At 53.1% G+C, this 20460-nt stretch carries 25 protein-coding genes and 1 tRNA gene; 15 read left to right on the forward strand and 11 right to left on the reverse strand.

The genetic code is table 11. The features are described 5' to 3' along the window. The first annotated feature begins 20 nt into the window (after positions 1–20). From HMPREF1487_RS00825 to HMPREF1487_RS00855, 6 genes are all read left to right on the forward strand, one after another. Positions 21–440 (forward strand): GNAT family N-acetyltransferase, encoded by a 420-nt coding sequence (locus HMPREF1487_RS00825; RefSeq protein WP_010794694.1) that lies wholly within the window; start codon positions 21–23, stop codon positions 438–440. Between the two features lie 196 nt (positions 441–636). Further along, entirely contained in the window at positions 637–1251 is a 615-nt protein-coding gene (locus tag HMPREF1487_RS27660; RefSeq protein ID WP_010794695.1) for a hypothetical protein, read from the forward strand. Between the two features lie 222 nt (positions 1252–1473). After that, positions 1474–1905, forward strand: coding sequence for a nuclear transport factor 2 family protein (locus tag HMPREF1487_RS00840; protein ID WP_010794696.1), 432 nt, complete (start codon positions 1474–1476; stop codon positions 1903–1905). A gap of 90 nt (positions 1906–1995) precedes the next feature. Beyond that, positions 1996–2733: a DUF72 domain-containing protein gene (locus HMPREF1487_RS00845; protein WP_037029563.1), complete on the forward strand. Its 738-nt coding sequence runs from the start codon at positions 1996–1998 to the stop codon at positions 2731–2733. Between the two features lie 114 nt (positions 2734–2847). After that, positions 2848–3396 (forward strand): non-canonical purine NTP pyrophosphatase, encoded by a 549-nt coding sequence (locus HMPREF1487_RS00850; protein WP_010794698.1) that lies wholly within the window; start codon positions 2848–2850, stop codon positions 3394–3396. A 2-nt stretch (positions 3397–3398) separates the two neighbouring features. Next, complete coding sequence (locus HMPREF1487_RS00855) at positions 3399–4190, forward strand: SIR2 family protein (protein ID WP_010794699.1); 792 nt, start codon at positions 3399–3401, stop codon at positions 4188–4190. Between the two features lie 26 nt (positions 4191–4216). Here HMPREF1487_RS00855 and HMPREF1487_RS00860 read toward each other — a convergent pair whose 3' ends face one another. Next, entirely contained in the window at positions 4217–4930 is a 714-nt protein-coding gene (locus tag HMPREF1487_RS00860) for a glutathione S-transferase N-terminal domain-containing protein (protein ID WP_010794700.1), read from the reverse strand. Positions 4931–5146: 216 nt separating this feature from the next. Here HMPREF1487_RS00860 and HMPREF1487_RS00865 point away from each other — a divergent pair, with 216 nt between their 5' ends. Next, the gene (locus HMPREF1487_RS00865; RefSeq protein ID WP_010794701.1) at positions 5147–5383 is read left to right on the forward strand and encodes a DUF2171 domain-containing protein; all 237 of its coding nucleotides are present in this window, start codon (positions 5147–5149) and stop codon (positions 5381–5383) included. A gap of 65 nt (positions 5384–5448) precedes the next feature. Here the strand turns inward: HMPREF1487_RS00865 and HMPREF1487_RS00870 are convergent, their stop codons facing one another. After that, a complete protein-coding gene (locus HMPREF1487_RS00870; protein WP_010794702.1) occupies positions 5449–5703 on the reverse strand; it encodes a DUF2789 domain-containing protein in 255 nt (84 codons plus the stop codon). Between the two features lie 225 nt (positions 5704–5928). On the opposite strand from HMPREF1487_RS00870, the gene HMPREF1487_RS00875 reads away from it, so the two are divergent. After that, entirely contained in the window at positions 5929–6453 is a 525-nt protein-coding gene (locus HMPREF1487_RS00875; RefSeq protein WP_010794703.1) for a hypothetical protein, read from the forward strand. Here the strand turns inward: HMPREF1487_RS00875 and HMPREF1487_RS00880 are convergent. Continuing rightward, the gene (locus HMPREF1487_RS00880) at positions 6413–7309 is read right to left on the reverse strand and encodes a bestrophin family protein (protein ID WP_010794704.1); all 897 of its coding nucleotides are present in this window, start codon (positions 7307–7309) and stop codon (positions 6413–6415) included. The genes HMPREF1487_RS00875 and HMPREF1487_RS00880 overlap by 41 nt on opposite strands. Before the next feature lie 411 nt (positions 7310–7720). On the opposite strand from HMPREF1487_RS00880, the gene HMPREF1487_RS00885 reads away from it, so the two are divergent. After that, positions 7721–10156: a membrane-bound PQQ-dependent dehydrogenase, glucose/quinate/shikimate family gene (locus HMPREF1487_RS00885; protein ID WP_010794705.1), complete on the forward strand. Its 2436-nt coding sequence runs from the start codon at positions 7721–7723 to the stop codon at positions 10154–10156. A 446-nt stretch (positions 10157–10602) separates the two neighbouring features. Further along, positions 10603–10815 carry a cold-shock protein gene (locus HMPREF1487_RS00890; protein WP_010794706.1) on the forward strand — a complete coding sequence of 71 codons (213 nt, stop codon included), beginning with the start codon at positions 10603–10605 and terminating at the stop codon, positions 10813–10815. Positions 10816–10882: 67 nt separating this feature from the next. On the opposite strand, the gene HMPREF1487_RS00895 is transcribed toward HMPREF1487_RS00890, so the two are convergent. Together HMPREF1487_RS00895 and HMPREF1487_RS00900 are read right to left on the reverse strand one after the other, a co-directional pair. Next, positions 10883–11113, reverse strand: a complete 231-nt coding sequence (locus HMPREF1487_RS00895) for a hypothetical protein (protein ID WP_010794707.1) — start codon at positions 11111–11113, stop codon at positions 10883–10885. A gap of 149 nt (positions 11114–11262) precedes the next feature. Further along, entirely contained in the window at positions 11263–11604 is a 342-nt protein-coding gene (locus HMPREF1487_RS00900; protein WP_010794708.1) for an I78 family peptidase inhibitor, read from the reverse strand. A 529-nt stretch (positions 11605–12133) separates the two neighbouring features. Here HMPREF1487_RS00900 and HMPREF1487_RS00905 point away from each other — a divergent pair. The 4 genes from HMPREF1487_RS00905 (at position 12134) to HMPREF1487_RS00920 (ending at position 14326) form a co-directional block, all read left to right on the forward strand. Next, complete coding sequence (locus HMPREF1487_RS00905) at positions 12134–12370, forward strand: hypothetical protein (protein WP_010794710.1); 237 nt, start codon at positions 12134–12136, stop codon at positions 12368–12370. Positions 12371–12786: 416 nt separating this feature from the next. Next, positions 12787–13020: a hypothetical protein gene (locus HMPREF1487_RS00910; RefSeq protein WP_010794712.1), complete on the forward strand. Its 234-nt coding sequence runs from the start codon at positions 12787–12789 to the stop codon at positions 13018–13020. Between the two features lie 133 nt (positions 13021–13153). Further along, complete coding sequence (locus HMPREF1487_RS00915; RefSeq protein ID WP_010794713.1) at positions 13154–13468, forward strand: hypothetical protein; 315 nt, start codon at positions 13154–13156, stop codon at positions 13466–13468. A gap of 165 nt (positions 13469–13633) precedes the next feature. Beyond that, positions 13634–14326, forward strand: coding sequence for an endonuclease (locus HMPREF1487_RS00920; protein WP_010794714.1), 693 nt, complete (start codon positions 13634–13636; stop codon positions 14324–14326). A 65-nt stretch (positions 14327–14391) separates the two neighbouring features. On the opposite strand, the gene HMPREF1487_RS00925 is transcribed toward HMPREF1487_RS00920, so the two are convergent. The 6 genes from HMPREF1487_RS00925 to HMPREF1487_RS00950 form a co-directional block, all read right to left on the reverse strand. Next, entirely contained in the window at positions 14392–14613 is a 222-nt protein-coding gene (locus tag HMPREF1487_RS00925) for a hypothetical protein (protein ID WP_010794715.1), read from the reverse strand. Positions 14614–14998: 385 nt separating this feature from the next. After that, on the reverse strand, positions 14999–15346 hold the full coding sequence (locus tag HMPREF1487_RS00930; protein ID WP_010794716.1) for a hypothetical protein: 348 nt from the start codon (positions 15344–15346) through the stop codon (positions 14999–15001). A 164-nt stretch (positions 15347–15510) separates the two neighbouring features. Then, a tRNA-Val gene (locus HMPREF1487_RS00935) sits at positions 15511–15587 on the reverse strand. A gap of 602 nt (positions 15588–16189) precedes the next feature. Further along, positions 16190–16705, reverse strand: a complete 516-nt coding sequence (locus HMPREF1487_RS00940) for a DUF2937 family protein (protein ID WP_010794717.1) — start codon at positions 16703–16705, stop codon at positions 16190–16192. Between the two features lie 43 nt (positions 16706–16748). Beyond that, the gene (locus HMPREF1487_RS00945; protein WP_010794718.1) at positions 16749–17522 is read right to left on the reverse strand and encodes a class II glutamine amidotransferase; all 774 of its coding nucleotides are present in this window, start codon (positions 17520–17522) and stop codon (positions 16749–16751) included. 246 nt (positions 17523–17768) lie between these two features. Next, complete coding sequence (locus HMPREF1487_RS00950) at positions 17769–18236, reverse strand: hypothetical protein (protein ID WP_026004109.1); 468 nt, start codon at positions 18234–18236, stop codon at positions 17769–17771. Between the two features lie 130 nt (positions 18237–18366). On the opposite strand from HMPREF1487_RS00950, the gene HMPREF1487_RS00955 reads away from it, so the two are divergent. Then, on the forward strand, positions 18367–20388 hold the full coding sequence (locus tag HMPREF1487_RS00955) for a S9 family peptidase (RefSeq protein ID WP_010794720.1): 2022 nt from the start codon (positions 18367–18369) through the stop codon (positions 20386–20388). Positions 20389–20460 lie beyond the last annotated feature (72 nt).

Raw genomic sequence — 20460 nt, forward strand, 5'->3', positions numbered from 1 at the left:
CTATTTGTCCTCAAAGAGCTATGAGCGAACTGCAGTACGGCCCCCTCTTACCTGAACTCCGCCCGCTTATCGACAAGTTTTATCGCGCCCATGGCAGCACCATGCGAACCGCCAGAGGCGATGGCGTGCGCTATTGGGTAGCCCGGCGACAAGGCATTCTCGGTGTCCTGAACCTTAGTCCCATCGAACAGGGCTTTTGGCTGACGGGCCTCTTCGTTTCACATGAGGAGCGCGGTCAGGGTATTGGTGGCAGATTGCTGGAGCATGCCGTAAACCATGCGGCATCGCCTGTCTGGCTGTTCTGCCACCCCGAACTCGTCCCTTTTTACCAATCCAATGGATTTCAGACACTAGCATCCTTGCCTGAGTCGCTTAGCGATAAACTCCGGCGCTATCAGCAAAGCAAACCCTTGATAGCCTTGGAATACAGCCCGTCGTGATTGCCTTCTGATTCATGTTTCGGTCACATGATGAAGCTATGTTGAAGAAGTATATTACGGCTGCGGCAGCCTCTTGCCCGCACAGTCGCCCTGCTATCCGTTTCGCGCAGATGGAAATTTCTTTGCCAGCCTTGAAGCAAAACGGTTGGCTTCGGGTCTTAAGACCATATAGTCCAGACGCGCGCCAGGAGGCCCCATGACTTCGCACCCCCAGCTCCACGGTACCGGTTTTCTCCTTTTGCTAAAGCGTCTGGTCTCCAAGCGCACCTTCGAGGATATTGATCACCAGCTTGAGCAACTAGGTACCGAATTCCCCCTGTTCGACCATCCGCCACTGAACATCGACCAGGAAGGCGCAGAAAGCCTTGAAGGGCTTGGTATCCGGGCGTATCAGTTCCAGGTCATGAGTTGTCACCAAGGTAAAATGGGTTTGGGTGCCGCCTTGATGAAGCTGGGCTTTACTCCCGTTTCGAGCACTCCTGAACAGACGCTGTATCGCAACGAGGCGGGTGAAAAACTGATGCTGCGCATGCAGTCCGAATTTGGCGGTGTGCTGCTCAATCTGGTCACGGACTCACCCGCTCTACTGACCTCTATTCATGCACAAAAAATTGCACCGCCAGCTCCCTGGCAGGCATTTCCTACAGTCGATGTGGGTTGCATGGATACGCTACAAGGCGAGCTGGCGTTCTGGTGGAGTCAGCACTGGACGCCTTATTGGAGCCGCCTGGATGAAAACGAGCGTCTTCAGTACCTGCAACTCAACAACGTGCCCGCTGCCTGGAAAGATTTCCTTTCGCTACACGCCTAAGCCACCCTGCTTTGCTGCTTGACGAGAACCTTTTCGCTCAAGCAGCGCTTGCTCTGTTGGCAAAAACAACACGCCAATTGACGCCCTCTCGTGAAACGTCTACAACACATCATGTTGTACGACGACTTATGACCGCTGTGCCTCTTCCATACTCGAACGAGATCTACAGCCATCACGTACAACGATCCATTCCGCATCGCTTACAACAACAAGGAAATGCTCATGCGAAATATCAAGCTGATCGTTGGCTTTCTGTGCCTTTTCAGCGGCTATGCTATGGCCGCCACGTCTTCGGATGAAACGGCGGTAGCTGAGGCCGTGGACAAGCTTACCCAGGCCATGTGGCACAAGGATATTGCCAGTCTGAATGCCCTGACGGCCGAAAATCTTACCTATGGCCATTCCAGCGGCAACATCCAAGATAAGAAAGCATTCATTGCGGATATCGAAACAGGCAAAAGCGCATTCAAAGAGCTGAAAATGCTCAACCAGAAAATCACAATGTCGGGTGATGTGGCCCTGGTTCGCAATCATTTCTCTGCACAAGCCATCAATAGCGGCAAGTTGACGCCTACTGAAATTGAAAACTTTCAGATCTGGCAAAAACAAAATGGAAAATGGCTGTTGATCGGCCGTCAGGCTTTCCGCTTCTAACCAGGCACCTGCCGCTTCCCCACTACGAAGCGGCAGGATCAATCACCTGATCCGTTAGTCAAACACAGATCAGACACGACTGGCTTAAAACTGATCTTGAATACACTTCCCTACATTGGATGTGCTGGCTGGAGCCTGCCGCGTTCACAGTGGCCCGACTTTCCGGCAGAGGGCACCCACTTGCAGCGCTACGCTGCCCGCTTCAATACCGTTGAAATCAACTCTTCGTTTTACCGCCCTCACCAACCGGCGACCTACGCCAAATGGGCTGACTCGACGCCAGAGGGTTTTCGCTTCGCAGTAAAGGTCCCCAAGCAGATCACTCACATTCAGCGCCTCGCTCACGGCGGAGCACTGTTGAACGGCTTTCTGTCGGAGTGCAGTCACTTGGGAGAGAAACTGGGCTGCCTGCTGATCCAGCTTCCTCCTTCACTGGCATTCAAGGCAGAACTTACCCGTGACTTTCTGGAGGATCTTAGGGCTCGCTACAACGGACACGCCGTTCTTGAGCCCCGCCATGCCAGCTGGCAACGTGATGATGCCCAGTCCATGCTGATGGCTTATCGAATCGGCCAAGTAGCTGCCGATCCCTCTCCATTGGCGAACGGCAACATGCCCGGTGCATCGCCGGAGGTGGTCTACTACCGCCTTCACGGCTCGCCCCGGATCTATCACTCCTCCTATACCCATGATGCCCTTGCGTCTCTGGCCCAGACCTTGGCACATCATCATGGACGGAGCGTTCCCACATGGTGCATTTTTGATAACACCGCCAGCGGCGCAGCCGTACCCAACGCACTGGACATGCAACGTCTGCTTGCAGGCTGATGGCGTATGCCGACCGCCGGACCTTTTGAAGGCGAACCCTTGGTTATCCACTTCCCTCTAAATCAGAGAGGTAGCGAGCCGCCCTGAGAATCGTAATGCCTTTGCAGGCCAGCCATGAAAATTCGATTTATTTCCAGCAACACGCGAAAGATTGAAGAAGTCTCTCACCTGCTCGCCAGAACGCGAATCGAGATTGTCCCCTACCAGATCAAAATCGATGAACTGCAAACCGAGGATGTGTGCCAATTGATCAGCGACAAGCTGCTCAAAGCCTTCCGCCTCGTTGGGAAGCCTGTATTCGTTGAACACACCGGGCTTTACATCAAGAGCCTGAATGATTTCCCTGCCGGCCTTACACAGCTCTTCTGGGACAAGCTACTGGCAGAACGCTTCTCCTCCGTCATAGGCGGCCTTGAAGATCCCTCAGCCGTGGCCAAGACGCTGATCGGCTACTGTGACGGTCGCAAGAAATACTTCTTTGAGGGTGCCGTTCCTGGGCGAATCACAGAGCAGCCGGCCGGTGATAGCAGCTTTGAATGGGATTGTGTGTTCATGCCTGATGGCCTTGATCAAACCTTTGCCCAATTGGGGCCACGCAAGCATGAGTACTCCATGCGACGGCAGGCGCTGGAAAAATTCGTCAGCTTTATCGAGGAGTCCTGAAAATGGAAAGCCTCAAGGACGCTTACCGTAGCAATCGGCTGATCCTGTTCGTAGGGGCTGGAGTATCGGCCAACCTTGGCTTGCCGCCCTGGAAACAACTGATCGAAGAAGTTGCCGTCCAGCTGGATTATGACCCGGACGTCTTCAATACCTACGGCAACTTTCTTGCGCTAGCCGAGTATTACCGTATCAAGAAGGGCAACATCGGTGCGCTCAGAAGCTGGATGGACCGGGAGTGGCATAAAGATATCGATATCACGGCATCAGAAATACATCGGCTGATCGTACAAGGCCGGTTCTCAGCGATCTACACCACCAACTACGACCGCTGGCTGGAATATGCCCACGATGCCTATCAGCGAGAGTACATCAAGATCGCCAATGCCAGCGATCTGGCCAAGGCGCAGGACAACATCAGGCAGATCATCAAATTTCATGGGGATTTCGACGATGACTCGTCGATTGTGCTGGCCGAAACAAGCTATTACGAACGGCTTCAATTCGAGACGCCGCTCGATATCAAGCTGAGAGCCGACACACTGAGCAAAGCCGTTCTGTTCATTGGTTACAGCCTTTCGGATACCAATATCCGGCTGCTCTTCCATAAGCTTTCAAAGATGTGGAGCAAGTATGAGCCCTCCGGCGTCAGGCCCATCTCCTATGTCTTTTCCCATATGCCCAATCCGGTACAGGAAGAGATCCTGAGCCAGTGGGGCATCCGCATGATTTCGTCAGACCATGACGATCCCGGCCATGCCCTGACGTGCTTTCTCAAGGAGCTGGTCGATTCCTGATGAAGCAGGCATCCATGCCCCTGCCCTTACAACGAGCGAGCGTACTGACCGCGGCCGAACATGCGGTCATAGTCATCCGGTGTGGCTTCTGAACGCGAGGCCACGCCTTCCGCCTGAATCTCCTTGGTCATCTCGACCAGTCGAATGGCAGCAGGTCGCTTTGAAATCTCGCCCAACCAGCGTGTCAGATGGGTATAACGCTCATGGGGTAAGCCAAGGAACTCGAGAATGGCCATCCAGGGATACGTCGCGATATCGGCAATCGAATAGGTATCGCCGCCCAGATAAGAGTGGGTAGCCAGACGCTGGTCGATAAGCTCAACCAGGCGCAGCGCCTCAGTGGTATAGCGCGAGCGCGCGTAGTTGGAGACTTCAGGCTCGAAGCGCGTAAAGTGGACATACTGACCGAACATGGGGCCGACTCCAGTCAACTGGATCATCAACCACTGCATGACGTCATAACGTGCCGTACCGCTTGCAGGCAGAAACTTCCCCGTCTTCTCAGCAAGGTACTGCAGGATTGCACCCGACTCGAACACACGATATGGCTCCCCGCTCGGTCCGTCAGGATCGATCAACACAGGAACCTTGCTGTTCGGATTGAGTGCCTTGAAGGTATCGGTGAACTGTTCCCCCTTCCAGACATGTACATGCTTGAACCGGTAAGCCAGTTGCAGCTCCTCCAGCATCAGCACCACTTTCAGGACATTGGGACTACCCATGCCATAGAGTTCAATCATTACGTTTGCTCCTTATCAGGTCCGTTCGCTACAGCCTTGGACAATGCTGTACATCAGTCAGAAAAAGGGGGTATCGGACAGTTCTGCTCGCTCATCAGGAGAGTTGAAAAATGCCTCCTGTCGCTCACTCAGAACGTTAGCCATTCGGCAAACCTCTGAATAGATAGCGGATGACTACCTACAGAACCCTTTGTCCTATTTGCCGGAGAAACCTACATGGTTGATGTCGATAAAATCCCTGTTCAAGCGGACGTACTAGGCTCCGATGGTCAACACGTCGGCAAGGTCTATGACATTGTGGATCGCAATAAACTCAAGCTTGAGCGAAATGATCCAGATGCTCAGGGGCAATATCACCTGATTCCTCTAGAATGGGTGGCCCGCGTAGACGGCGCTATCGTCCACCTGGTACGAACATGCGAAGAGGCACAGCGGGATTGGCAGACGGGATAAGCAGGAATCTGAAAAGCAAAACGGTGGGCCGAAGCCCATCGTTTTATCACCTCCCAGAATACCATTCAGGTAGCTTGAGACGGCTTATTCTCGTGCAGCAATACGTTGAGTTCATCAACGATCGGCTCCCACTCAGCATCGTTCATGATTTCCTCTTTCAGAAACGCCGCCTGGCCTGGTGTCCAGAAAGGTGCTTCGGAAATCTTGACGTCATCGGGAAGCGGATAGTGCTTGGCGACAAACGCGTCAATACTGGCCTTATCTGAGTCCAGACCCAATTGATCGAATAAGGTCGTGAGATCTTTTACAGGAAGTTCCATAGTCATCTCTCCAGGCTTTCAAATCAGTTCGTAGCAAACTGGGACGTAATGCAGTGTCGTCACTTAATCGCTTACGAAGCATTTACCAATAGAGAGGCAGCTGAGCGCATCGGTTCAATCAGGGGCCATCAGCAGATGCATTTGATCTGGAAGCAGCCGAGCGAGTGAGAAAGATCACAAAAACGTAGTCATACCGTCATAAGAGCTTAAAAAGGCGGCCTGCATATGCGCTATCAAAAACAAGCGGTTGCGCTCGTAGTGGCTTGGTTCATGGTAGGTGGTTTCGCCCACCTGTTCATGGCCGGCTTTTTCGTCAAACTTGTCCCCATCGACGTACCCTACCGGTTTGCCATCGTTTGCTTTGGCGGCATTCTGGAAATGGTGGTAGCGGTTGCGGTGCTCTTCAAAGAGCTTCGTCGTTACGCGGGCAGCGTTCTCTTTGTCTGTACGCTCCTTATGCTGCCTGTACACTTCTACACCTGGCAACATGCGGGCCTGTTTCCAGCGCTTCCTGAGTGGGTCCTGGCAGTACGTCTTGTACTGCATGCGCTTTTTCCAATCGTCATCTGGTATGGCTGTATTCATTACACCCCACCTGCCGAATTGGTAGACAGCAAAAAAGGGGCTGATGAAGGTGTCCACGGCCAGCTCCAGACTGGCGTTGGCCAGCCTGTTATGCGCACCGTAGGCGTAACGCCGGCTTCCAATGCTACTCAGTGGAGCGAACAGAAGCGTTCTCCGACTCCCTGAACATAGACGAAAGATTCTTCTCGATGTTCGCGCAGAGATCGGTCATCTGTATCTGGTGCTGGCTTTCGGAAAACGGGCTTTGTAAATCAGTTCCGATTTTTTCAAGCGCGAGCAACATAAAGCCCACTACCGTAGAGGCCAGAGGTGTAAACCAGCCTAACGACTCTACCAACCCTACCGGGACGATCAAACAGAACAGCGAGATGAACAGGCGTGGAAAGTACACATAAGGATACGGCAACGGAGTATTAGCGATGCGCTCCATACCTCCCTGCCAGTTGGAAATATCCACCATCGTCGATTCAAGACGTGCCAAGCGTATGCTGTCCAGACGCCCTGCCTTGTACTCCTGGGCAATCAAAGCTGCCGAGCCGCTTAGGATGTCGTTGGGAAAATTATTGGTATCACCGCTTCGAGCCACTTCCTCAGCAGGCAACAACTCTGCAAGTCGCTCTGGAATCGGCGCCTTCTTGAGATGCGCGGCTAAAGCATTGACATAGGCCACATGGCGGCGAAACAGCACCTCCTTGATAGGGTTTAAAGCATCGCCCGGATCATCAACCAGAATCAGAACCTGACGGGCAAAATTGCGCGAGCTGTTAACCATCCCTCCCCATAACGTACGAGCTTCCCACCAGCGGTTGTAAGCGCTGGTGTTCCGAATACTCACCAGCATGGCCAGGGCCGAGCCCAGCAGCGTCAATGGCATCGAAGGAAGGCTCATTCGATCATCGACGAACAGCATGAAGTCAACGGTGACAACAATGTCCCAGATAAGCAGCCAAAACAGCGACCAACCTGTATAGGAAAGGGTTTTATGCAGGAATCGGTACTTACGGCGAATAAGGGTTGGCAATGCAGCGCTACTCCAAAATAAAAACTTACTAGCGCTATGACCACTGTGTTTGAAACCTGGCTCACGAAAACCATCTCAGGAAGTTGATTCAAGATCCTTCCGGGTCAACCTAATCCGAGAGATGTCCTCTGATCGCAGCGGCAATGGAGACAGACCAACATGACTTATTGCGATCATTTTTTGACGATTCACGGCCGAATTTCAAATATACGTAATAATTCAAACCATCTCTCACTTTCGCCTTTGCACAAATCCACAAAACACCTTTGCCTAACTTGAATATGCGCAGAGGGTGACAGACGGTATAAGATTGCTGTTATAAGAATTCCAACATCCTTCACCGTGCAACTCCCGGATGGCCCTTGTGGTCCAGTCCGGTGAATCCTATTTTAAGAATTTGGTATTGCCTTCATGAACGAAACGACTGGACCGTTTGCAAAAACGCGTCTTTTTTCTACGTTAGTCGGCATCGTCCTTGTGTTGATTGGTCTCGCCATGCTTGTAGGTGGCGTCAAACTGATCACTGTAGGAGGATCCTTCTATTACGCCCTCGCGGGTGCCGGTATTTTCATCACTGGTATCCTTCTCGTGCTTGCCCATCGTGCAGCACTCCCATTGTTTGCGCTCGTTCTGTTTGCCTCAACGCTGTGGGCGCTGTACGAAGTCGGTCTGGACTGGTGGCAACTGGTTCCACGTCTGGCACTGTGGTTTGTAGTAGGCATCGTTCTGCTTTTGCCATGGATACGTCGCCCCATGGCACGTAAGGCGGGTGTCAGCTCAGTAGGCGCCATGCCACTGACCGGCGCGGTCGTTCTGGCCGGTGCTGCTGCAGTCGCCAGTCAATTCACCAATCCACATAACATTGAGGGCAGTCTGGATCGTGCCAGTGCAGGTACAGTGAACGCTGCCCCCACCATGCCCGATGGCGATTGGCAGTCGTATGGGCGTACGTCATTTGGCGACAAATATTCCCCGCTGAATCAGATCACCCCGGAAAACGTGAATCAGCTGGAAGTCGCCTGGACCTATCGTACCGGCGACATTCCCGGGCCGAACGATCCGCAGGAAACCACGGCTGAAAATACGCCCCTCAAGGTCAATGGAAAGCTGTACGTCTGTACGCCGCACAGCCAGGTCATTGCCCTGGACCCCGACTCCGGCAAGGAGCTATGGCGCTTTGATCCCAAGCTGAGCACTCAGAGTGCCGACAGCTTCAAGGGCTGGGCACACATGACCTGCCGTGGCGTGGCCTACCATGATGATGCCGCCTATGCACAGGCGGATGCTCAGGACAATGCGCAGGCAGCGTCTGCCCCAGCAGAGGCTACACCGGTCAGCAACTCCTGTCCTCGCCGTCTGTTCCTGCCCACCGCCGATACTCGCCTGATCGCCATAAATGCCGACACGGGCAAAATGTGCGAAGACTTTGGCGACAAAGGTTCCATCAACCTGGGCGCCAACATCGGCGGCTTCACTGCTGGTGGCTACTACTCCACCTCGCCGCCGTCAGTTACCCGTGACCTGGTCATCATTGGTGGCCATGTAACGGATAACGCCTCTACTGACGAGCCTTCCGGCGTTATTCGTGCCTATGACGTGCACGACGGCCACCTCGTCTGGAATTGGGACAGTGGCAACCCTGAAGCTACCGAGCCGATTCAGCCAGGCCAGACCTACACCCGCAACTCTGCGAACGTATGGTCCGTCATGTCAGTGGACGAAAAGCTGGGCCTGATCTACCTGCCAATGGGTAACCAAACGCCGGATCAGTACGGTGGCATGCGTACGCCAGAAGCCGAGAAATACAGCGCCGGCGTTGTCGCTCTGGATGTCAATACGGGTAAGGTACGCTGGAATTACCAATTCACTCACCACGACCTGTGGGACATGGACGTAGGTGGGCAGCCCACGCTGATGGATATCAAGACGGCTGATGGCATCAAGCCGGGCCTGATTGCATCCACCAAGCAAGGCAGCCTCTATGTGCTGGATCGCACCAATGGTCAGCCCATCGTTCCCATACACGAGACACCCGTTCCGCAGGGCGCAGTGGAAGGCGATCATACGTCCCCCACGCAGCCAATGTCCGAACTCAACATGATGCCGCAGACACTCAAGGAAGCGGACATGTGGGGTGTGACACCTCTGGATCAGATGCTGTGCCGTATCACGTTCAAATCGCATCGCTATGAAGGCATCTACACTCCGCCTTCCCTGCAGGGTTCGATCGTTTATCCGGGCAACTTCGGTGTATTCGACTGGGGTGGCGTCGCTGTGGATCCTATCCGTCAGGTGATGTTCCTTTCGCCTAGCTACATGGCCTTTACATCCAAGCTCGTCGCACGCGAGGACGTCGAGGGCGGTCCGGCTCGCAAGAGTGAGACAGAGGGCGTTCAGCCAAACAAAGGCGCACCGTACGGTGTGATCATGGGTGCACTGCTGTCCCCGATGGGCCTGCCTTGCCAGTCACCACCATGGGGTTATGTGGCTGCTGTCGACATGACCACCAATCAGGTCATCTGGAAGCACAAGAACGGCACTGTTCGTGACAGTGCGCCTGTTCCAATGCCGCTCCCCATGGGTGTTCCAGCATTGGGTGGGGCTTTCATGACATCCAGCGGCCTGGCCTTCCTGAGCGGTACGCTAGACCAGTACCTGCGTGCCTACGATGTTCGTAACGGTAAGCAGCTGTGGGAAGGTCGCCTGCCTGCAGGTGGCCAGACAACCCCCATGACCTACACCGGCAAGGATGGACGTCAGTACATCCTGGTTTATGCGGGTGGGCATGGCTCTCTAGGTACTCGTCAGGGCGACTATGTAATCGCCTTTGCACTGCCTCAGAAGTAAAAGCCTGATAGCAGGCGGGGCTTATCTGTAGCCCCGCCTGCCTTCACCCTTCAAGCTGACATCTCTTCAAACTGCCCCGCCTTACGCCCTTCTCTTCCAACTGTCGTTTCGCTGTACCAGACGTCACATTTTCAAAAAAAAATAGATCACTGTACTTTTCTTTGAATTTTTAGCCAGTTCAAGGAAATAAATACGTTTTTTAGTGGTCTATATCGCTGACCGGACAGCCTGCAATCATGGGTTTGATCATTAGATGAACTTTTGGTCTTTTCAAATGCTCATATATGATCGTAATATGATCCTGCTGTGCCCGTGCATTACTGTGAATCGCAACATGGTGTTTAGATACAGATCCAACATCGTTACGACTCCGTTACACTCAGTGCTCAGTCTCGGTCAAGACTTCCCTTTACCGAAACTTAATTTTTGAAAAGGTAAAAAACACCATGGCTAATCGCGAAACCGGTACTGTTAAGTGGTTCAACGATGAGAAAGGTTTTGGCTTCATCACCCCGTCCTCCGGCGGTGCTGATCTGTTCGTTCACTTCCGCCAGATCAAGGCTGCTGGCTTCAAGAGCCTGAAAGAAGGTCAGGCTGTATCTTTCGTGGCTGCCAAAGGCCAGAAAGGTATGGAAGCACAAGAGGTTGAAGTGGTTTAATCCACTTCCCTTGAAAAAGCCCCGTCCATGACGGGGCTTTTTTTATGCCTGAATCAAATGCAAAGGCTTAGTCAAAAAGGGGTTGGCTATCTGCGCTAATACCTGTCATTTTCTGCAGGATCTCATCCGCCGCACGCTCGGCCTCCATAAGGTCCGTAAAGGTACGGTCTGTCGCTACTCGGTGCAGAGCTTCCTCTTCCTTTCCATGCCCTTGTATGGCAATAAAGGCTTCGATGCCTGTTTCGCTTTCTACCGCACTTGCCCAGGCGCGATGATCGCCAAAGATTCGCAATCCCATTAATCTCTCCTCTCGTCTAATCCGTGTTCATAAGATAGACACAGGCCAAAGCCATCCTATCCACAACGAGAGTAGATTGATCGATTCAGAGTAGACTCAGGCAGACCAACCTGATCAGAGGCATCAGTGTTGGCCCGCCCTCGGATGTATCAGCCACAACGAGCCGTCTTGATCACAAGCGCCTCATCAGTGGTAACCGTCAGGCGCTCCGAGTTGAAATCCATCGTCATGGCATCATCCGGACGCACAAGACGTGTAATCCTTGCACCAGAGCGCTCTTGAAGCTGCTTGAAGAGTTCAGGAGTAGCCGTCTTACCTACCGCATATTGTGCAGCATCGGAATTACAACCACTTCCAAGTGCGGATGATGATGCAGTCGCATCACTGCTTCGGGTACGTTCGTTACTGCCAGACTCTGGAGAGCTGCTACAGGCACTTACAAGAACCAAGGAAGAAATTAACGCTGCCAGGGAACTCAACTTCCAAGTCATTACACTGCCTTATCGTTTACATAAAGCTCTACCATACGGACTCGAAGCACCCGGCAACAAGGGCTACTTTGTAAATATGGCTTACCGTCTTCAAGAGGGAGCGTGCGTGCTCCACCGTACCAGAAAGAAACCGACCAGTAGCAAGAAGCCAACAACCAAGGTATTAAGCTCGAAAAGACTTTGAATACCTAGACGGGAAGCAATGCGGCGAGCTATGAAATAGCGCCATGTCATTTGAGGGCCAAACATGGCCATCAGAAGACAGACAAAGAGAATCCCTTGAACTACCCATCGGCATGTATACATGCAGCATTAAACCCTCTCCTAAATTAGGGCGAGATTTTCAGTGCGCCTATCAATGCTCACAATTCACATCAGTCGAAAGTGTGACGTACTTACCTTAGCAAAATGCAAAACCCATGCGTTTACGCCTGGAAGCCATTCAGGCTGCCTTTGTAAGGAATGAATTCATTATTAGCCCGTCAAAAGAGATGGCTTCATCGAATTACACCACTAAGGGAGTACGATCATGAGCAATGCAGGCAACCTGGTTATTACCTATGAAGAGGCAGGAGAACCAAGAGAACTGGCAATAGCCGACGCGCCGGCTGATGTCGATGAAGGCACTGTCCTTTTATACGTACTGAAACAGCATGGAGGCGAAAGTCTGGAACTGGATTTCCCCCCCTATAGTGACGAACTCAACAAGCGTCGTCTGCGTGCACAAAAGCTCAACCTGCTTAACATCGACTGGGCTTATCGCTAGGCATCCGCCTGCCCTGCTAGATGGGCCTTGCTACGCTTGACAGCCTGTCCTGCTTTTTCGAATCATGCACGACTCATTTATAAATCAGTTCGTTATAAATGAGTCGGCAACGTCTGGTTATTTGTTCTCTGCCTCCTCATCAGACTCCAGAGGAACAGGAGCCTCTTTAGGGTTAGGCTGAATCTCAGGGTCGACGTCGATCTGGTCAGGATTTATATGATCAGTTTCAGGCATGTTGGCATCTCCAAGAAGTAAGCAGCAATATTTTGGGCATTCATACCGGGTATTGGTTCTTACCTTTCTCTGCCCTTAAGCGCGTTATAATGAGAATAGAGGCAAGCCAATACGCATCGAGTCATGTCTTTCGTATCGCCTACTGCCGATCAGCATTCATTCGCTTTACCTAGAGAGTCCATATGTTACGCACAGTATTGTTTTTGGCGTTGACTGCATTCATCGCCTGCGCCTTTGGGATGTTACTTCTGGGTAATGCCTACTGGTTTACAACAGGCGGCTGTCCTTCGCATGGCGGTGTTGCTGAAATATGTGATCAAACCAAAGCCAGAATTCAGTTGGGCTTCGGTATTGCAACGATGATTGTGGCCACTATCGCCATGATTGTCTGCATCGTTAGAGACACCAGAAAATAGAGATTCTTAACGGCTTTAACCTGCAAAATAGATATCTTTAACAATTAAAGGCTCAAACAGCGCTTCCTATCGAACTACTGTATAAACTTAATGTCAGTGTGCCATCCTAAATAGTCGTTCTAAGCATACTGACATGCAACCCTCTCGCTACGATGCCGCCCGCTCCAGAATACAAGCTGCCCTGGCACCCTTGGAATGCCATTTCACCAACCGTGATTCTCGCGGTACCTTTGCCTTTAAAGCGATAGATCCTCAGGGAGTTATCCACTTTGAATCCGGGCGTATCCGTACCGCGATCTACTGCAATCCTACTTCCCTACACCACCTTCTGGTCGCCGCCCGTAAAAAACTGCTGGCTCAAAACATTGAGCTGGAGTCCTGGGACGAGCGCCTTACTCTTGAGATGATTGGGCAGTGGGAAAAGGCAGCCAAGCGTACACGTCGCTAATCCTGTCGCTAGCGGGTTACATGACAGTAAGTCGCTAGCAATTACCCTCTCGCCAAATAGCTGTCTATCCATACAGTGAACCATTTCTCATTTTAGTCCTACTGCCTTCCTCAAACCCAACGCTGCCCGTTACCATCCGCGCCGATTTACTTATCGAGCACGGCCATGTTTCGTATTTTTTCTCTGATTTCTTTCTTCTTTTTTATCATTCCGGCTCATGCAGAAGCGCCTCGCACGTTTCGCGAAGCCAAAGTGATAGGCGCCAAAGTCTACAAGCAGCAACCTGTAGATTTTTATTGCGGCTGCCACTACTCCGGCAAGACGGTGGACCTGAAAAGTTGTGGCTATGTGCCCCGCAAAAATGCAACCAGAGCCTCTCGCATCGAGTGGGAGCACATCGTGCCTGCCTGGGTTATCGGCCATCAGCGCCAGTGCTGGCAAAAAGGAGGGAGAAAAAACTGCACTTCAAGCGATCCGGTTTACCAGAAAGCCGAAGCTGATTTGTTCAACCTGGTACCAGTCATTGGTGAAGTGAATGGCGACCGCAGCAATTTTTCGTTCGGCTGGCTGCCACAGAAACCGACCCAGTATGGAGCCTGCCAGATGGTGGTCGACTTCAAGGCCAAAAAAGCCATGCCCCGCCCAGAAATCCGCGGCATGATTGCGCGCACCTACCTATACATGAGCGAACGGTATGACTTGCGCTTATCCAAGCAGGACCAACAGTTGTATTCAGCCTGGAACAAGCAATACCCGGCCGAGCGGTGGGAGCGCCAACGAAACCAGCGCTTGGCGTGCATTATGGGTCACGGCAATAAATACGTTGGAAACGTCGATCTCAAGGCCTGTCGTACCTAAGATCACTGATCATCCTGTAGCGCTGACTGCTAACCAACGCTACAGGACAGGCGACTTGAAAGAGTTCAGGCAGGAGGGGAAGAGGAAAGAATCTGAATAGTCATTGCTACCAGAAGTGTTACGAGACCAAAGAGAAGCAGTACGACCCGCCCCCACCATGTATGGTTATTTTTGACACCCACGATCAGCGCTATTCCCAGAATAGCCAGCGTAGCCGGCAGGTAACGAACCGCCCAGAGCATTACCCAAAAAATCCTTTCCCACACGTAGATCAACACGTCCTGCATTCCTACTTCCCGCGAAGAGTTATTGTCAGGCTTTCATTTTACAGACCGGACACTCATGCACCCAGCCTGAACGCCTACCGATGCCGCGACCATTCATCTGCCATTGCGGCCGCCCTTACCTGCCCACTTCAAGTTTCGCCTGTTACGCCGATATGTCATGTAGCTCAGGCATATTTCCGGCCTTAATGCCCCACTCATCACATAGCGAATTCATGCAGGTAGTCACTCGCGATGATCAGTAAAAAGCCCTTCACGCCCACCGAAAAATTTCTCTACGTTTCCGTCCCGGTCGTTTGGGTCATTTTATTCGGCGCACTTTTCTCATACCTCTAGATGGCTGAGTGCGTGCTCTCGAAACAACCTAAAGGGCACGCTGCTTAACCCGTTAGTCAATGCAATACTTAACCGCCTCGCGAACATCGCTGGGTCGAAGAGGATTGTTAGCCATGCGTTCGTGCAGTGTGATGTGACTGCCACGAGAGCTATCGTCTACATGGATAACCGCAGCAGGAATAGAAGAAACCTTGGATGGCACAATAATTCTTTGCTCGCTAGCTGTTCCTGCCAGCGTTGCAGGCGCCCGACTTTTAGCCAGTCGATCAACCAGGCATTGGGTATAGGCCTGAACGTCCTTACCTGATCTGACATCCATTGAAGGCGGACTTTGCTCCAGATCTTTTACGCTTGCACACCCGGCGAGTAGAAGCACGGCTCCTACACAAAACCATTTCATTACCCACTCCTGGCACCGTGACTCGTCAGTCAGAAGACCTGACGTTATACGTCAATTTGAGAACATTATTGAGCTGTGTTTGAGACGAAATGTTTTAACGACCCAAACAAAAAAGCCGATCCTTTCGGATCGGCTTCTTGCCCCGCCAGCAGTGCGGAAATATTTGGTAGGCACGATTGGACTCGAACCAACGACCCCCACCATGTCAAGGTGGTGCTCTAACCAGCTGAGCTACGTGCCTGCTGTGGGTGCGCATTTTACGGAATCAGACTGGGTCGTCAAGCCTTTTTTCTTCTAAATTACTGAAAAGACGAAAATTTATTGGCATAGCCTGAAATCAGGTAATCCCCCAGTGAGAGAACTGAACCTTAAATGGCTTGGCAACCGGATAGGCTAGATCTTCTCCCTTGCATACCGATAACCTCCGCTCAAACAGCTCCTCAGCCAACTTGATGACTACAGTAACTTTCGCCTACGGAGAAACCTGTTGCCTCTGCCAGAGGCCGCGCAAGTCTGCCATTCCACCATACCCTGGGACGATGGCCTATCACCTCGCGCCCTGCCTTGCGCCCTTCTTCAGCGACTCGCTCAGTCGACCGCGGACTTGTATCTTTCAAAGCCACTACCGGCTCATCTCTACACTTGGCCAACGCATACAAAGTACCTATGCCGTATCGGTCAAGAAGATGCTCGGCAGTGATACAGATGTGGATCAGCGTCATTGTTATCACGAAGCGTACTGAAATCAGGCTCACCAAAGCAGGCGACTGCGGTCGATAGAGGCAGTTGCCCACACTGCAGGCTGAGCGACACAAAAAGGCCGGAATTTTCCGGCCTTTCAATTTAGACGAGACGTCGCGCTGGCCTACGCCGCGGCATGATAAGTACAGCCAATGCCAAGGCGATGGCCTCGATGATCCAGGACAGTAAAAAGGCACAGGCCAGCCCCCAACCGATACATTCAGGCGTCAGGACAACCTGATAACGGTAGCCTTGCCACGTCTCTTCAAGTATTGCTGGGTTAGCCTTGGTAAAGACATGCCAAGCGCGCTCATACCAGCGGCCCTGCAATGCCTGCCATTGCGAATCGAGCATTTGCTCACGGCGCATCAGCATGCCAAAGCTATCGGCATCGCTCTGGAAGACCGGATCATCACTGGCACGATAATGGGCTACCAGACGATCCATATCACCGCCAAAAAACTCGCCTGCCGTTTTGCGATACCCTTCCAACGCCTGATGGGCTTCAAGGCGATGGGCCTCGATACGCTGGCTGTAATCAGTGATAAACCCTGGTATCTGCACACCAACCAGAAGGCCTAGCGCAAACAGGATTAGCCGGATGTAACTACGCAGCATCATAACTCCTTGCGTATTGAATGGCCGGCTTCGCTACAACCGTTTAGACCCGCCCCTGGGTGACGATTTCGCCATCCCACCATAATTTCCACTCACCAGGCTGATGAAGCGCCCAGGTTTCGTTGGCCGTCAAAGGCTCTGTCGCAATCACTGTAACCACATCATCAGGCGTTGTTTCAGCCTTGAAATCTACCGTCAGGTCGGCGTCCTTCAAGTGCGCCGGACCAAACGGGGCCCGTCGCGTAATGTGGGCCAGCTTGGTCGAGCAAAACGTGAACAGCCAGTCACCATCACTCAGCAGGCAGTTGAACACACCAAAGCGGCGAAAGTGATCGCAAGTTCCGACCAGAACAGGCAGGAGCATTTCGACAGGCACCGGATCGGGAAAACGCCGCCTGACCTCATTGAGCAGATAACAGAATGCCGCCTCACTGTCCGTGTCCCCTACTGGCTGGAACAGACCGGGATCCGGTGCGAACTCGTTGAGTTGGCCATTATGGGCAAAACACCAGTAGCGCCCTCCCAGCTCCCGAACGAAAGGGTGTGTATTGGCAAGGTTTACCGAGCCGACGTTGGCATGGCGAATATGCGCGATAACCGTGCGACTCTTGAGCGGATAGCCCTGGATCATGCGAGCCACTTCGGAATCCGCTCCCGGCATGGAATCCTTGAACATGTGCAGTCCGCGTCCTTCGTACAGCGCCACGCCCCAGCCGTCCCGGTGGGGGCCGGTACGTCCTCCTCGCTGCATCAGCCCTGTCAGGCTGAAGGTGATATCGGTAGGAACATTGGCACTCATGCCCAACAATTCACACATATCCTGACCTCATTCGATACGGCACGAGAGATGCTCTAATAGCAGGCCCTCTGCCAGACAATGAGTATGTCCAAGAAACAGTTTCGAATCAGCTGTTTGACGACGATACGGCAATAAAACGGCTACCTGACGGTACTCCCGGCGGCTTCCTATCATTCACTTGTCTTATGAACATACATAGAGATGGACCCAGCCAGACGGAGAACATTCGCCCCAGCCTGCAAACAGACAAGGGCGGCGTGATAGCTACAGGCGCGGCTCGATGCGCGTACGACGCTCTGGGACCCGTGATGGTGGGGATGATGGCGAGGGGTTGTTCGCTGCCGTGGGAGCAGGCTGGTCGGCAGGCGGTGGTGTCTGGTTGGCAGCCTCATCATTGCGTCGGGAGCGTTGAAACAGCCAGCGGATCAGCGCGAAGATGAAATATGCCGCGAATGCGATACACCCATACAGCGCCATTTCCGCCACAGCCCGCCAGGCGCTGTTTCCTACATGGAAGCCGAGATCCATGACGACAATGGCGCTGGAGGGTGCGTAAAAGCTGTGCTCAGGGTCTGCTATCGTCGGAGAGAACAGTATCAGGGCAACAATCAAACGGATGGGTTCTCGCAGCCAACGCCACATCCAGCCGGTCGCTTTGAAACACACCCATAGACAGCCTAGTGCGGCAACACCATAGACAGCCCAGGCAATCAGGTAATCGTGCTCAGTCATTTCGATACATGGCGGGTCTATAAAAAGGATGCCTATGATAGCGACTTTTGCACGGTTGGGCGCCCCTACTCGCGCCCTGCCCATGCACAGACACCTCAAAACCGGTCCACCGACACCTAAGGAGTCACCCATGACACAACCTCCTCTCGCTCAACGTACGCACGGCGCAGATCCCTACGTTTGGCTGGAGAAACGCGATGATCCTGAAGTGCTGGCTTATCTGAAAGCTGAAAATGCTTATCTGGACGAGGTGTTGCAGCCGGAAGCCGCGCTGCGTGAGACACTTTTCCAGGAGATCAAGGGACGCATCCGGGAGACGGACCTGTCACTGCCGGTACCGTACAAAGATTATCTCTACTACCACCGAACCCGCGCCGGTGATGAATATGCGCGCCATTACCGCTGCCCTCGCCCCCGGGACGGCTCGCTGACCATCGATGAGCCCCAGGAGGAATTGCTACTCGACGCCAATGAACTGGCCGGTGGTGGATTTCTGTCAATTGGCCGTTTCACGCTCAGCCCTGATCAGACCAAGCTGGGTTACAGCCTGGACCAGACTGGTGACGAAACCTATCGTCTATTTATAAAAGACCTGGCATCAGGCGACTTGACCGAACTTCCTTTCAATGACTGCGATGGCAGCATGACCTGGGCTGGCGATAGCCAAACCCTGTTTTTCGGAGAGCGTGACGAGGCTCATCGTCCTCACAAGCTCTATCGCTATCGCCTGGGTGACCAAGAGGCGCAAATGGTCTTTCACGAGACGGATGGCCGCTTCTTTATTGGATGCTACCGCTCAAGCTCCGAGCGCAAGCTGATTCTCCTTTCCCACAGCAAGACCACCAGTGAAGCCTGGGTCATGGACGCGGACCGGCCAAGCGAGGCTTTCGTCTGTGTAGCCCCTCGTCAGGAAGGTCATGAGTACTTCCCTGATCATGGAGCTGATGGCTGGATGATTCGAAGCAACCAGGCAGGTATCAACTATGCCCTGTATCAAGCGCCAGATGACATGCCCAGCCGCGAGCACTGGGAGCTGCTGGTTCCACATGATCCCGAGCGCATGCTCGAAGAGGTAAACCTCAATGCCAACGGCTATATCCTGAATCTGCGCGAGTCAGGTCTGCCGGTGCTCGAGGTACGCCCCAAAAACGCACCTGCCTATCGGGTACAGTTACCCGACGAGATTTACAACCTTGGGATGATCGACGTGCTGGAGTTTGACAGCCCGGTCATGCGTTTGCGTTATGAGTCACTCAATCGCCCTGCACAGGTACGCCAACTAGACCTTGCCACCGGCGAACAACAGGTCTTGAAGGAAGTCCCGGTAGAGGGGCCGTTCGACGCCGACGACTATGTCAGTCGACGTTTGTGGGCTACGGCGCCAGATGGCACACAGATCCCGATCAGCCTGGTCATGCGCAAGGATCGGGTGGGCCAGCCTACCCCGTTGTACCTGTATGGTTATGGCGCCTATGGTCACAGCCTCGATCCCTGGTTCTCCCATGCGCGCTTGAGTCTGCTGGACCGTGGCTTCACCTTTGCCATCGCACATGTGCGAGGCGGTGGTGAATTAGGTGAGGCCTGGTATCAGGCGGGCAAGCTGGAAAACAAGCAGAACACGTTCGATGACTTTATTGCCTGCGCCGAACACCTGATCGAGCAGAGCCATACCACCGCCTCGCAGTTGTGCATCAGCGGCGGTAGTGCTGGCGGCCTGTTGATTGGCGCTGTGCTCAATCAGCGGCCTGATCTGTTTGCGGCAGCCATTGCAGAAGTCCCGTTCGTGGATGTGCTTAATACGATGCTCAAGCCCGACCTTCCCCTGACCGTCACCGAGTACGATGAATGGGGCAATCCAGGTGAGGCCGATGTATACGCCCGCATCGCTGCGTATGCGCCTTACGAAAATGTAAAGGCCCAGGCTTATCCAGCCTTGCTGGCCGTAGCAGGCTATCACGACACTCGCGTGCAGTACTGGGAAGCGGCCAAATGGGTAGCCAAGCTCAGAGCCACGCGCACGAATGATGCCTTGCTGCTACTCAAGACCGAGTTTGGCGCAGGTCACGGCGGCATGAGCGGCCGTTATCAGGCGCTACGTGACGTAGCACTTGAGTACGCTTTCCTGCTCAAGGTTCTTGGACTGAGTCACTGATACGCTTCCAGCAGGCAGAGCATCAGACCCTGCCTGCTGGAAACGCTCCGATCTGTTAACCAGCTATCGATC

This window comes from Pseudomonas sp. HPB0071 (assembly GCF_000478505.2).
In the GTDB taxonomy this organism is placed as follows: domain Bacteria; phylum Pseudomonadota; class Gammaproteobacteria; order Pseudomonadales; family Pseudomonadaceae; genus Chryseomonas; species Chryseomonas luteola.